Genomic DNA, 14,240 nt, shown 5'->3' with positions numbered 1-14,240 from the left:
ACTTTTTACACTACTCAAACACTTATTCAAATCTATATCTGTATAATACGGTGGGAGTCTTAATGGATTGCTTATTGAGTCTGCTAAACTAATTAGAAGGGTGATACTATGAACAAAGGAATTGTCTCCTCTACAAAAAAGACATTAACCGCTATTCTTGCTGCAAGTCTTCTTTCTATCCCCATGTTTTCTAGTCCTATCCATGCAACAAAGCCTAAGGAAAATATAAAAGTGCAATTACTAGGATTAAACGATTTACACGGTCAGCTTGATACAGTCACAAAGTTGAAGCTTAATGGTCAAGACGTACTGGCTGGGAGCATGGAATATACGGCAGCTGCTATGAGACAACGTGAATCACAGAATCCGAATACGCTTCTTGTACATGCCGGTGATATGATAGGCGGCAGTCCCTTGATCTCCGCACTATTTCAGGACGAGCCTACGGTAGAGGTTATGGAATCTATGGGCTTCGATGTAGGCGGTCTAGGAAATCACGAGTTTGATGAAGGCATTGCTGAACTTCGCCGTATGATCAAAGGCGGGGAGCATCCAAAAGGTACACCGGATTATGATGGAATGAATTTCCCGATCGTTGCGGCTAATGCGTTCGACACGGCAACAGGTAAATTAATTACGAAACCATATGTTATTAAAGAAGTTGGAGATGCAGAGATTGGATTCATCGGTGTTGTGACACAGGAAACGCCGAATATGATTGTCAGAAAAGGAAACGAAACGCTTAAAATTACGGATGAAGTGGAAGCAATTAATAAATACGCGAAAAAGTTAAAGGATGACGGTGTCGAAGCGATCGTTGTGCTTGCTCACAACCCGGCTATTCAGTATGGCAAAACAGATCTATACGATGCAACGGATATTGCGGAGAGGGTAGATGACGAAGTGGATGTCATCTTCTCGGCCCATAACCATGTGAAAGTAAATAAAGTGGTGGACAACAAGCTCATCGTTCAAGCCTACTCCTATGGCTCGGCTTTCTCTGATGTAGATCTTGAACTGGATCCTAAAACAGGTGAAATTGTAAGTAAACAAGCTGAAATCGTAACTGTGTATCAAAAAGATTACACGCCTGACCCTGCAGTTTCATCCATCATGAAAAAGTATATAGACTTAATAGCGCCGATCAAAGCGGAAGTTGTCGGTGAGTCCGCTTCTGAACTGGTTAAAGGATATCCTTCTGCAGCAGCACAGCTCGGTGATGTGGCGCTCGGTAATTTGATTGCAGACGGCATGAAGAAGGCGATGGATGCTGACTTTGCCCTTATGAACGGCGGCGGAGTACGGGCAGATCTTCCGGCGGGGACGGTTACATTCGGCGATTTGTTTGCGATTCAGCCGTTCGGCAACGTGCTAAATAAAGTAACGTTAACCGGTGCTGATTTAGAAACTGTGCTGAACAACCAGATTACAGACAGAGGCCTTGATTTTCACATCTCCGGCTTTAAATACACATTCACCTATGACGGCACTGCCAAAACAGGCCAAGTCGTAGACGTCTTTTTACCGGATGGAAGCAAGATTGATAAAACGAAAGATTATAACGTTGTTGTGAATAATTATATGTATGGTAATTTAAAGTATGGTATCGGCACGCTGGGTAAAAATCTAGAAGTAGGTCCGGAAGATTTAACGGCAACTGTTGATTATGTAAGAACGCTGCCGAAACCATTTGATTATAAAGTGGAAGGCCGCATAGAAAAAGTTGCTGCTCCGGTCGCAATACAGTAAATGAACTTGGTTAGCATTAATTAACTGCTACTCCCCTAATGGCGGCAAAAAGGCATCGTAAGATAAGCCTAACTTGTCGACAGGAGGGGAGTTTTCTTATGAGGACGAACCTTATTTTTTAAAATTACCGGCGAATCAACGGATAAATAGAGGAGAACAGCCTAGTCGCAATAAGTTCATGTCCTTGATCATTAGGATGTACCGGTGCGAAACCGCGTAAAGCATCCTCGGCATGCCCGCCCTTGTATCCGTCTATTAAACGGTGTTCGTTACCTGAAACCCACCGATCCACTTGGGCGACTAGACATCGATTCGTAGTCGCGGACGCAATAATCACTTGATTCATGCTGCCAATGGTATTCACCGCAATTGCGCTATTTGGGAATGGATTGTATTGGGTGCAGCAGACGATATGTTTAACTCCCATTATACGGGCCATTCCAAGTATCATATCGAGCCTTCTTTTGAACCGGTTCATCATCCCTTGAATCAGATCATTTCCGCCGATCCATACCGTAATTACATTAGCAGAACTAAGAAGCGAAGGATCGGTATAGATCTCTTCCGCGAGGTCAGAACTAGTCCAGCTGGGTTGAGCAAGCACGCGTAGTTTTGCCTGAATTCCCTTTAATCTTAGCATTGCGGTAACTCTCGAAGGATACGCTCTTGAGCTGGAACTTGCATTCTGACCATAAGTGATCGAATCGCCTAAAGCTAAATAATTAAGCATCACTGCGCCTCCGGCTTGAACCAGCCGATGTAAGACCGCCGGACGGTGAAATCTTGATTCATGAGAACACAAGCCATGAGACAGTAGTTCGCTCTTTCAAGGTAACGCAGATCAAACCATGTGACTTTCACGCCGTCAGGATGGGTTATTTTTAGAGCCACTAAAAACGGACTGAAATTCTTCAATATCTTTACGGTATCTGTTTGCTCCGAACACTTGATATGGCGGTCGCCGACATCGCCCAAGTGGATAGGAGACTGCCAAATGAGGTTCCCGAAACGCCAAACTCCCGCATGAACGGCATTCGCTCGAACAATGACAATCGACCATCTGAATAGGGAAAATGTCGGAAAAATAAGTACCTGACCGGACGAATGCGTCGATTCCAGCTGTTTTTTGATTTTTGTCCGGAGATAGAATCGTATCCCAATGTAGACTGCGCTTCCTGCATAAAGAAACAGAAACGGATAACCGCTTCCCAGCCCTTGTTGCAGCCAGATTAAAGCACACACCACATGAGCCGTCCACAGTACGGGATCGAACAACGGTAAAATATGATATCCCTTCCTGTCCGGTCGAAAGGGGTAGGCGATCTGCGTGCCGTAACTGTTCAACAAATCAAGCGCGATGTGAATACAATAGCCCACGGATACCGAAAGCCATAATAAGAGAAAAGGGATATTCGTCCAGCATGCACTCAGCAAACCGGTCACGAGCAGGCTCCATAAAGGAAAAAGAAAAATCGAATGGCTTGCTCCCCTGTGGTATCGCAAATAGAGCTCAGGCTTAAGCCTTGTCATCACATCCAAATCCGGTGCCATTGATCCGACGATGCACGATACCGTGATAGGTAAGATGAATTCATGATGGCTGGAAATCTCCGGAATATTGGTTAAAAGCCCGGCTAATGTGCTTCCTATCGTCAGATGACTGATGCTGTCCAATTCTCCACCTCCGGCAATACGATGTTGATTACGTACATCATATTAGCGAAGCGGTTCCGGAGTATGGACAATTTAACCGATATGACAAAAGTTCATCAGCCGGCAATATATTGATAAGAATAGAGCGGATTTTCTCATCGCGAAGCAGGAAGGGGATGACGGCGATTGAACGTTTGCGGCGACCGACTGGGTGAGGAGATCGGACGATTGGCGGATCAATTGTCAGGCTTGCAGGCGGAGGACGGGACTTGGAGATTCTGTTTCGAAAACGCAGTATCGACCGATGCGTACATGATTATTGTGCTTAGAACGTTGGAAATCGCGGACGAACCTCTGATTCGGCGGTTGCGCGACCGGCTGCTCGCAGCCCAGCACGCCGATGGTTCTTGGAGAGTTTATCCGGATGAGGATGAGGGGAACTTGTCCGCTACCGTGGAATGTTACTATTCTCTTCTATATTCCGGCTATAACCGTGAATCGGATCCTCCTCTGGCCAAAGCCAAAAAGTTCATTCTTTCCAAAGGCGGCCTTCAAAACATAAGCGGCGTACTTACCAGAGTGATACTAGCTGCGACAGGTCAGTATCCCTGGCATCCATCTCACATGATCCCTCTCGAATTTATACTGCTCCCCTCATCTTTTCCCATCAGTATTTTCGATTTCTCCGGATTTGCACGCGTGCATATCGTTCCTATTCTTGTGCTCGCGGATCGCCAATTCTCCATCCGAACAAACCTCACACCCGATTTGTCCGAACTGAAGGTGAACCGCTCAGGGAATGCTGTCGGATTCTTCGATGATCGTATTGGCAATTTTGCCGGCATCCCCCGACAACTGCATGCGGACGCGATAAAGAGAGCGGAGAGATTCATGCTGGAAAGGATTGAGCCTGACGGAACCTTTTACAGCTATGCCACTTGTACGATCTTGATGATATTTGCCTTGCTCTCGATCGGCTATGACAAGCGCCATCCCACTATCAGTAATGCTGTTCAAGGTCTGAGATCGATGCTGTGCAGAAGCGGACAACAGATTTTCCTGCAGAATTCGCCATCCACCGTATGGGACACGGCGCTGCTGAGCCACGCTTTGCAGGAAGCGGGAGTGCCGGTCGATGGTCAAGTGATTCGCGCTTCCACATCCTATATTTTATCCAAGCAGCACCGCAAGTTCGGCGATTGGAAGATCCGTAATCCGAAGACGATTCCCGGCGGCTGGGGATTTTCGGATTCCAACACGCTCAATCCGGATGTTGACGATACGACCGCGGCCTTGAGAGCAATCAAGAATAGAACGGCGGCGGATACATCGTATCGGCAAGCTTGGAACCGGGGATTAAATTGGGTGTTGTCGATGCAGAACGATGATGGCGGCTGGCCGGCTTTCGAGAAAAATACGGATCAAGAGCTGCTCACCTTGCTGCCCATGAAGGAAGCCAAGTCAGCGGCAATCGACCCTTCAACGGCGGATTTGACAGGCAGAACGTTGGAATTCTTGGGAAACTCCGCTGGACTTGGAAGTCGCCACTCTTTCATTCGTAAGGGTACCGACTGGCTGACCAACCGGCAAGAAAAGGATGGATCATGGTATGGGCGCTGGGGAGTATGCTACATCTACGGCACTTGGGCCGCATTGACGGGTTTGACATCAGTAGGAGTTAACGGGGACAATTCAGCCGTACGCAAGGGTACAAGATGGCTTTTAACCGTCCAAAATGCCGACGGAGGATGGGGAGAATCCTGCAAAAGCGATCGCATGATGCACTATACACCACTTGGAGAGAGCACACCTTCACAGACGGCTTGGGCGCTTGACGCGCTTATAGCCGTACATGCTTCACCGGTCCCCGAAATGAACAAAGGCGTGCAGAGATTAATAAGCCTTTTGCACGAAGAGAATTGGCGCACCGCATATCCTACGGGCGCAGGGCTTCCGGGTATTTTTTATTCGCATTATCATAGCTATCGTTACATTTGGCCGCTTCTTGCGCTGAGTCATTATAAAAACAAGTATTGTGTGTGACTCTTATGGATTGCTATTTTTCCGCCTGGGATCTTTCTTGATTGACACATATATTCTCAAGGAATACCATAGATGTGTAAGAGGCATTAAAGGTCAATATTTTCCGGTTGAGAGGAGTTTTGGCAATGAAAACAAATGTACAGGTGACTGAGGACTAGAACTGAATATGGGTATTTATCGATAACCTTTCATAGTGGAATGCTTATTAAGGGACGTAACACGACACTAAGCTCGTGTTTTTGATGTTGTCCGTAGATAGCAACCTAGAGGGTTGTTGGTCTACGGTATTTTTATGCCCATTTTTCCTTGTACGGTCAGACAACTCTCAGCTTTTCCAGAGAATATTGCTTAAGGACGTGAAAATTGATGAATTGATGGCATTCAATGGTACCTATGCGCGATTGTATAATATGCAGTTTAAAAATGATAAGGGGGATTACTATGTTAACGACAAAGCAATTGCAAGATATTGAACAACTGCAAAAAGAGTGCGAAACTCATGATCATTTACAACTGAAACTGAACTGGGAAATGCTAAGAAAACGCGAAACGAATCAGCTGGATTTTCTTCATTATGAAAATGAAGAACTTGTAGCGTTTTTAGGTTTGTATGCTTTCGGTTCGACAGTTGAAGTATGCGGCATGGTGAAACCAAGTGCACGACGGAAGGGACGTTTCCAGCGATTGTTCCAGCAAGGAATGGAAGCAGTCAAACAAAACGGATACAAGAAAATCTTATTGAACGCACCTGCGGGATCGGATCCAGCAAAGGCTTTTTTGAAGAAACAAGGTGCTGAATATGGTTTTTCAGAGCATCAAATGAAGTGGCAGGAAAGGTCTCTTGAAGAAGTAGAAGGCATTGTTCTGCGTCAAGCAAACGCGGATGATTTTGACTTGCGTGTACTTTTAAATGTTACAGCGTTCGGTCTGGACGAAGATGATGCCCAAGCGATAGAAAGCATGATCGACGGAGATGAAGACACCGATATGTTTATGATTGATGTGAGCGAAGAAACGGTAGGGAAGATTCGTGTGGATCAAGAAGACGGGCAAGCGTGGATATATGGATTTTCCATTTTGCCGGAGCACAGAGGCAAAGGAATCGGCAGAAAAGTGCTGCGCCGAGTCATAAAAGAGCAAAGCGCAGCCGGTCATTCGGTGCATTTGGAAGTCGAAACGAAAAATGACCATGCTTTAGGGTTATATGAATCAGTTGGATTCAAAGTTGTACATGCACAAGATTACTATACGTATCATCTGTAAAGGCGGGAGAAAATCATTGATTCCAACATTAGAAACTGAACGACTTATTTTAAGAGAAATCCACAGAGAAGATGCAGATAGTATCTTTTCTTACTTTTCAAATGACAATGTAACACGACATTACGGTATGAAAACTTTTGAAAAGTTAGAACAAGCTGAGAATTTGATAGATGCTTTTTCAAAGAATTTTACGGAAAAAAGAGGTATACGTTGGGGTATCGAAAAAAAAGACAGTAAAGGCTTAGTAGGAACAATTGGTTTTAATCTTTGGTCGCCAGCTCATAAGCGTGCAGAAATTGGTTATGATATTCATCCAAACGTTTGGAGAATGGGTTATACATCTGAAGCATTACAAAGAATTTTAGAATATGGATTTGATAAGTTAGGACTTACTCGAATAGGGGCTGTAGTATTTATAGAGAACGAAGCTTCTAATCAATTATTATTGAAACAAGGATTTGAAAAAGAAGGTATTTTGAGAAACTATATGTATCAAAATGACAAAGTTTATGATGTTAATATATATTCTAAGATGAAAAAGTAATTCATTTATGGGGGCGATTATTGATTATTAGTCGCTCGAAAAAAAGCGTACTCGAGAAATTCCGAATACGCTTCTTAATTTGATGAAAAACAACAATTAAGTTAAACAGAGCCAATCGAAAAAAAAGAGAGAGTGGAGGTGTTACCGTTTCCAACCGGCGACCGCCATTTTCCTGCGGACATAAGCCAGTTGGCCTTGCAAGGGGATGCCGATCGGGCAATTATCGTCACAGGCCATCAGGCCGACGCAGCCGAAAATTCCATCCTCAGAACCTACGACTTCGAAGTATTCCTGTTCATCTCTTTCATCACGGGGATCGATCATGAATCTGGATACGCGGTTGACACCCGCCGCGCCGATAAAATCGGGTTTGATGTTGGCGGTCGCGCACCCTCCGATACAACAACCGCATTCGATGCACCTTTCCACTTCGTATATGTTTAATGCGGTTTCATTGTCCATTCTTTCTTCTTGCTCATTCGGGTTAAAGGTTTTCCCCGTATGTACCCAAGCTTCCGTTCGCAGAGACACATCCCGGAACCACATGCCGGTATCTACCGACAAATCTCCAAGAAGCTTAAATACAGGGAGCGGCATAAGAGAAATTTCCGCCGGCAAATCTCTGGTCAATGTCTTGCATGCAAGTGTAGGCCGTCCATTGATCAGCATGCCGCAAGAGCCGCATATGCCTGCCCGGCAAACAAAATCGAATTTCAATGAGGGATCCTGTTCTTCCCGGATTTTATTCAGTACGATGAACAGTGTCATTCCCGTTTCTTCTTGCAGCTCGTAGGATTGAATCGAAGGCGGATGTTTAGGAGTGTCCGGATTATAACGGAAGATACGAAAAGTCAAATGACGTGGACTCATCTATGTTCCTCGCTTTCCAAGCTTAAGATTTAACCGTTGCCGATTGCGTGCTCGCTTCGCCATATCCTCGATCGCCGGGCGGAGATTCGGTAATCTTCACGGGTTCATATTCCAGGACGGGCTCAGCCGCTCCAACCGGCCAATAGGCCAAGGTTCGTTTCAACCATTGCTCATCGTTCCGTTTGGGGTAGTCCTCGCGGAAGTGGCTGCCGCGGCTTTCTTGCCGGGCAAGCGCTCCAGCTGCGATGCAGTAAGCGAGCCGGATCATTCCTGTAATTCTGAGCGCCGAAGCCAGCTCGGGGTCTCCGCCGAGTCCGCCGCTGCGCAGGCCCACTTGATACGAACGTTGATGCAGCTCGTGCAGCCGGCCCACCGCTTTCGTTAAGGCCTCCTCTGAACGGAAAATGCCGACGTGCTCGCTTAAGATTTGTTCCATCTCACGGCGAAGCTGATAGACGTTTTCGCTGCCATTGCGGTGATGAATCAAAGCGTCGATACGGTCTTCCTGAAATCTTACATGATCTTCAATGAGAGCAGAGGATACATGGACGGAGGCTTCTTTTGTGTATTTGGCAATTTTCTCTCCAATGATCATTCCGGCGACGACCGTTTCAGCCAGGGAATTGCCGCCCAAGCGATTGAAACCGTGCAGATCCCAACAAGCTGATTCACCCAGCGCGAATAATCCGTCCAGCCCGTACGCCATACCGTCAATATTGGTGCGGATGCCGCCCATGCTGTAGTGCTGAGTCGGACGAACGGGAATCAAATCATGGATCGGATCGATTCCGGCAAAATTTCGGCTTATATTGGCGATTTCACGCAAATTCGTATTAATGTGCTTGGCGCCGAGATGCCGGATATCCAGCCAGACATGTGCCCCGTAAGGACTTTCAACACCATACCCTTTGCGGATATGCTGAATGATACGGCGTGAAACCACGTCCCTGGACGCCAGCTCTTTCTTATTCGGTTCGTAATCGGGCATAAACCGGTGGTGATCTTTGTCCAGCAAGTATCCGCCGTCACCGCGCGCACCCTCGGTAATCAGAATCCAGGTGGGGACGATACTCGTCGGATGGAATTGGACGGCCTCCATATTACCTAGAGGAACAATTCCTGTTTCCAATGCTACGAACATTCCGCTGCCTTCATTGATGATTGCGTTGGTGGAAGCTCCGTAAAGACGACCATATCCGCCGGTTGCGATTACGGTAGTTTTCGCCGTATACACCCGCAGTTTACCGGTTCTTAAACATCTGGCAACCACACCGCTGCACCTGGTGCCGTCATGGATCAACGATAGAACTTCGGTTCGATCATGGACGGTAATCCCGAGCTTAATGACAACGCTGTCCATGGTATAGAGCAAGGTATGACCGGTTCCATCCGCCGTATAGCATGTACGCCATTTTGCCGTTCCGCCGAAGTTCCGGGCCGCAATCAACCCTTCCTTTTCGGCATCTTCCTGGATTTCCTTGCCGTCATACATGCGTTTGCCCTCAACAACTCGATTCCAGGGCACTCCCCAAAAAGCCATCTGTCGCACGGCAACCGGTGCGGAATTTACAAAGAGCCGGGCCACATCCTGGTCGCAGCCCCAATCGGAGCCTTTGACCGTATCGGCAAAATGAACATCGGTGCTGTCTCCTTTACCCATGGCGCTGTTCCCGAGCGACGCCTGCATCCCGCCTTGTGCCGCCGAACTATGTGAACGCCTCGGTGGAACTAAACTTAATAGGATGACATTCAGTCCTTGAGAAGCCGCCTCAATCGCCGCGCGCTCACCTGCTAACCCGGCTCCGACAATGATTACATCTGAAGCGAAGCTATCATATCGGCTCATAGAGAATCCCCCAGCGATAAAAATAACCACAGACTCACGAGCCCCAGAGCTATCGTACAAACCGTGATGACGGACAACACTTTTTTAAGGCTTCTTCTTTTCACATATCCCCATTTCACTAAAGCCCTATAAAGCCCGACGCTGGCATGATACTCAGCCAACAATAGAAGCACGATATAAAATCCGAGCATCCACGATTGAACGCGATCGGCGCTTAATTTCGCATTGATTCCTGCATACACGACAATGAATACATGGATGATGACCAGAATCAGCATCGCGCTGCCTGTTACTGCTTGGAAGAGCCAGGACCAGGTGTCCGAGTGTTTGATTGTTCTCGCATGCTTCCATACAATCTTCTGCTCCTGCCATCGGCTGGGGATGCGACGAAAAACAGCCCCGACATGAGCTCCCACCGTCAGGATGACGAACACCACAGCCACATCCAACAGTCGAAACTGTTCCATGAAGCCGGCAAGCCGGTTAAAAGCTTCCACCCCCAGAAGAATGGAACCGACGAAAAGCATGTGAGTCCACAAAAATCCGACCAACAACAAGCCGCTGACCGTCTGGACCATTTCCGTAATGAAGTCGGCTTTGCTGGTTCGGGTCAAGGCCTTCTGCAATTGCATAACCATTCTCCTTTGCAACTGGAATCATTATTGTGACGGTTCCTCAGGGGCCTTGTCAGCATCCAGCCCAAGGGCCTTTCCGCATTCGGTGCATACCAACACCGGAACGATTAGTTCATAGGAGTCGTCATAAACGAAAGGATGATCCGACCGATATACAACCTTCGTCGCGGCGCCACAGCAATCGGAAATCGTCATTCGCGTTCCGTCCTCTCTAATCGGTATTTGCTGTGCGAGGGTCACAATAAACCTTATTCCAAATCTATGGCTAACATGCAGTAGGGCATGGCGATTCTGCGGTTTTATGTTACCATGTGAAAATAAAACCTTTCCGGGACAACTCATGTTAATGAACAGAAAGGAACTCATGTCATGAGCTTTGAGCTGAATGAAGAGGTCATTAGATTGTTGTGCGGACGATTCTCTTATGAAGACGGCGAAGCGATATATCACGCCGGTAAAGTAACATTTACGAGGGAAGATCTAGAAACATCAATCTTTGAAGCAACGATCGAAGGAGAAGGCACACTCATTCGAGTGTCCGTCGATGGCTCGCGGGGGGAACTCGATGCCGAGTGTTCCTGCCCCGTGTTTCATCCTGACGACCAATACTGCAAACATATCGCCGCCGTCCTTTTGAATATCAATGATATTCGACCTGCCAGGTCGTCGGCAGACAGGGAACTGACGAGCAGGATGCTGCAGTTATTTGACGACAAACCGCTGCGTCCAACTCGCGCACGACCTCTCTTCGACGCAAGGGAGGTCGTCAATGTGGAATTCATCTGCAAACCCGTTGATGACAATAATGGGAATAACATGTTCGGCATTGAGATGAAGATTGGGAGTAAACGATTATATATCGTGCAGAATGTAAGGGAGCTCCTCAGTCACATCAATAAAAGAGAATGCTGTGTCATCTCCAAACCTTTCACTTACGATCCGGAGCTCCACAGCTTTCAAATAGAAAACGATGCGATTATTCAATCGTTAATTCAAATTGCTCACAATCAACCTTTTTACAATGACGCAGTAAGCCCTCATTCCCACCGGCTGCTTAGGATCCCCCCTGCCTCATGGGAAGGACTTCTATCATTGCTTACAGATGCCTCATCGGTAAAGCTTGTGCACAATGAAAGTACATATGATGGAATCTTATTATCGGACGAACCCATGCCGCTCGTCTTTGCGTTCGACCAATCAAACGGTCTGGCAGAAGGCTATCAATTGAAGGTACAAGGGTTAGATAAGATTACCATTATGGAGGCATATGGAGTTATCATAGCCGAGGGTAAACTGCTGAAACCAGCGCCGTTTCACCTCAAACGTCTGAACGAACTAAAGAAAATATTCGAGGGCTCACGTAAACGCCAAATGTACATCATGCCGGAGCAAGCAGGACCTTTTATGGACAAGGTAATCCCAGGTCTGATGAAGCTGGGCAGCGTGAGCATCGCCCAAGAAGTGTCGGATCGAATGGTGCAAACACCGCTAAAGGCCACGCTTTTCTTGGACCGGGTGAAGGATCGCCTGCTCGCCGGATTGGAATTTCAATATGGTGATATTGTCATCAACCCTTTAGAAGCAAACGGACAACAGCGCGGAGAGGATCAAATACTGTTACGGGACGTGGATCAAGAGCGGCAAATTCTCGAGCTTATAGAGCAAAGCGCCTTCATTAAGACGGAAGGCGGATATTTTTTGTCTGATGAAGCCGAGGAATACCATTTTCTGTACCGTGTCGTTCCACAGCTGGAGAGGCTGGTACAGGTATATGCCACATCTGCAGTGAAATTGAGACTCCACAGGGGTCATGTCCATCCTAAGGTAATGGTCGATGTTGATGAACGAACCGATTGGTTGGAACTGAAGTTTGAGATTGAAGGAATTCCCGAATCCGAGATACGGAATGTCATTAAATCACTTGAAGAGAAACGTAAGTACCACCGGCTGCCAAACGGTGCACTGTTACCGCTGGAAAGCTCCGAGTTCCAGGAAATAATCCGTTTTCTTAACGATGTTGGTATGCACAAGAGTGATATGAACGGATCGGCAACTCGCCTGCCTGTCGTTCATGGGCTTCATTTGATAGATACCGTGCAGATGGGGAACGCCGTAAATTTGGGTAAATCGTTTCGCCGGCTCTTGGAAAGCATGCGGAATCCGGACCATCTCGAGTTTCCCATTCCTGACGATCTCTCCGGTACTCTCCGGGATTACCAGAAATACGGTTACCAGTGGCTGAAGACGCTTCCTGCTATCGCTTCGGCGGTATTTTGGCAGATGAGATGGGTTTGGGCAAAACCGTACAAAGCATCGCTTTTCTCGTTTCTGTGCTGCCTGAAATTCGGAATGCGGGAATGCCGGCCATGATCGTCTCGCCTGCCTCGCTCATGTATAACTGGCTCAATGAGCTTAAGCGATTCGCACCTCAAATTCGAGTCGTCATAGCCGATGGCAGTAAAGAGGAGCGAAGCGGCGCTCTGGGTGATTTATCACAAGTGGACGTGATCATCACCTCTTATCCGCTATTGCGCAGAGACTATGCCCGATATGGCCGTTTATCCTTCCATACACTCATTTTGGATGAGGCTCAAGCGTTCAAGAACTATTACACGCAAACGGCCCAAGCGGTAAAAGCAATGACTGCCCGGCACCGCTTCGCCTTAACGGGAACTCCTGTGGAGAATTCACTAGACGAAATTTGGTCTATTTTCGATATCATACTGCCCGGGCTCTTTCCCGGCAGGAGCGATTTTGCTGAAATGACCAGGGAAGCTGTGGCCAAAAGGATCCGTCCGTTCTTGCTGCGCCGACTCAAGTCCGATGTATTGAAGGAACTGCCGGAGAAGATCGAGACGCTGCAAGCTTCCCGGCTGCTGCCGGATCAGAAGAAGCTGTATGCGGCCTACTTGGCTAAGCTGCAGCAAGAAACACTGAAACATTTGGACTCGGACGATTTTAACAAAAACCGGATCAAAATATTAGCCGGTTTAACCCGGCTTCGCCAGCTGTGCTGCCACCCTGCTTTGTTCGTGAAAGATTATGCAGGAAGCTCGGCCAAATTCGATCAGTTGATGGAGATGGTGGAGGAGTACCGCAGCACAGGGAAGCGAATACTCGTTTTCTCGCAATTCACTGAAATGCTTGGCCTTATCGGTCGTGAGCTTGGTTATCGGGGTGTGCCGTTTTTCTATTTGGATGGGCAAACCCCTGCTGCCGAACGTGTTGAGTTGTGTAACAAATTTAATGAAGGTGAACGAGATTTATTTCTTCTATCGTTAAAAGCCGGAGGCACCGGACTGAACCTGACCGGGGCGGATACCGTGATCTTGTACGATCTTTGGTGGAATCCGGCGGTGGAACAACAGGCGGCGGACCGAGCGCATCGGATTGGGCAGAAGAAAGTTGTCCAAGTGATCCGTCTGGTCACCCAGGGCACTGTGGAAGACAAGATGTATGAACTCCAGCTGAAGAAAAAGAACTTGATCGATGAAGTGATCCAGCCGGGCCAAGAAGGTCTGTCTGCCTTGTCTGAGGATGAAATTCGCGAGCTTCTGATGATTTAATAGACATGTGAGTGTATGAATGGCATAATACGCTCATAGTGTATGAACTACTTAATACATACACTTGAATG

At 47.3% G+C, this 14,240-nt stretch carries 9 protein-coding genes and 1 pseudogene; 5 read left to right on the top strand and 5 right to left on the bottom strand.

The window, feature by feature from the left end:
- Positions 1-108 precede the first annotated feature (108 nt).
- A complete protein-coding gene (locus tag SD71_RS20605) occupies positions 109-1,749 on the top strand; it encodes a 5'-nucleotidase C-terminal domain-containing protein (protein ID WP_082034384.1) in 1,641 nt (546 codons plus the stop codon).
- A 124-nt stretch (positions 1,750-1,873) separates the two neighbouring features.
- Here SD71_RS20605 and SD71_RS20600 read toward each other — a convergent pair whose 3' ends face one another.
- On the bottom strand, positions 1,874-2,479 hold the full coding sequence (locus SD71_RS20600) for an SGNH/GDSL hydrolase family protein (protein ID WP_041067501.1): 606 nt from the start codon (positions 2,477-2,479) through the stop codon (positions 1,874-1,876).
- Positions 2,479-3,423 (bottom strand): metal-dependent hydrolase, encoded by a 945-nt coding sequence (locus tag SD71_RS20595; protein WP_041067499.1) that lies wholly within the window; start codon positions 3,421-3,423, stop codon positions 2,479-2,481. The genes SD71_RS20600 and SD71_RS20595 overlap by 1 nt, the downstream gene beginning before the upstream one ends.
- Before the next feature lie 165 nt (positions 3,424-3,588).
- On the opposite strand from SD71_RS20595, the gene shc reads away from it, so the two are divergent.
- From shc to SD71_RS20580, 3 genes are all read left to right on the top strand, one after another.
- On the top strand, positions 3,589-5,445 hold the full coding sequence (shc, locus tag SD71_RS20590; protein ID WP_052476471.1) for a squalene--hopene cyclase: 1,857 nt from the start codon (positions 3,589-3,591) through the stop codon (positions 5,443-5,445).
- A gap of 441 nt (positions 5,446-5,886) precedes the next feature.
- Positions 5,887-6,708 carry a GNAT family N-acetyltransferase gene (locus tag SD71_RS20585; RefSeq protein WP_041067496.1) on the top strand — a complete coding sequence of 274 codons (822 nt, stop codon included), beginning with the start codon at positions 5,887-5,889 and terminating at the stop codon, positions 6,706-6,708.
- A 16-nt stretch (positions 6,709-6,724) separates the two neighbouring features.
- Positions 6,725-7,252 (top strand): GNAT family N-acetyltransferase, encoded by a 528-nt coding sequence (locus SD71_RS20580; RefSeq protein WP_041067493.1) that lies wholly within the window; start codon positions 6,725-6,727, stop codon positions 7,250-7,252.
- 141 nt (positions 7,253-7,393) lie between these two features.
- Here the strand turns inward: SD71_RS20580 and SD71_RS20575 are convergent, their stop codons facing one another.
- Genes SD71_RS20575 through SD71_RS20565 form a run of 3 tightly spaced genes read right to left on the bottom strand, consistent with a single transcriptional unit; the run spans position 7,394 to position 10,600 of the window.
- Positions 7,394-8,122 (bottom strand): fumarate reductase iron-sulfur subunit, encoded by a 729-nt coding sequence (locus SD71_RS20575; RefSeq protein WP_041067490.1) that lies wholly within the window; start codon positions 8,120-8,122, stop codon positions 7,394-7,396.
- A gap of 22 nt (positions 8,123-8,144) precedes the next feature.
- The gene (locus tag SD71_RS20570) at positions 8,145-9,968 is read right to left on the bottom strand and encodes a fumarate reductase flavoprotein subunit (RefSeq protein ID WP_041067487.1); all 1,824 of its coding nucleotides are present in this window, start codon (positions 9,966-9,968) and stop codon (positions 8,145-8,147) included.
- A complete protein-coding gene (locus SD71_RS20565) occupies positions 9,965-10,600 on the bottom strand; it encodes a hypothetical protein (RefSeq protein ID WP_041067485.1) in 636 nt (211 codons plus the stop codon). Before SD71_RS20565 ends, SD71_RS20570 begins: the two co-directional genes overlap by 4 nt.
- A gap of 372 nt (positions 10,601-10,972) precedes the next feature.
- Here SD71_RS20565 and SD71_RS20560 point away from each other — a divergent pair.
- Positions 10,973-14,169, top strand: a pseudogene (locus SD71_RS20560) (DEAD/DEAH box helicase).
- Positions 14,170-14,240 lie beyond the last annotated feature (71 nt).

This window comes from Cohnella kolymensis (assembly GCF_000829465.1).
In the GTDB taxonomy this organism is placed as follows: domain Bacteria; phylum Bacillota; class Bacilli; order Paenibacillales; family Paenibacillaceae; genus Cohnella; species Cohnella kolymensis.
This window is presented reverse-complemented; position numbering and strand designations above follow the sequence as displayed.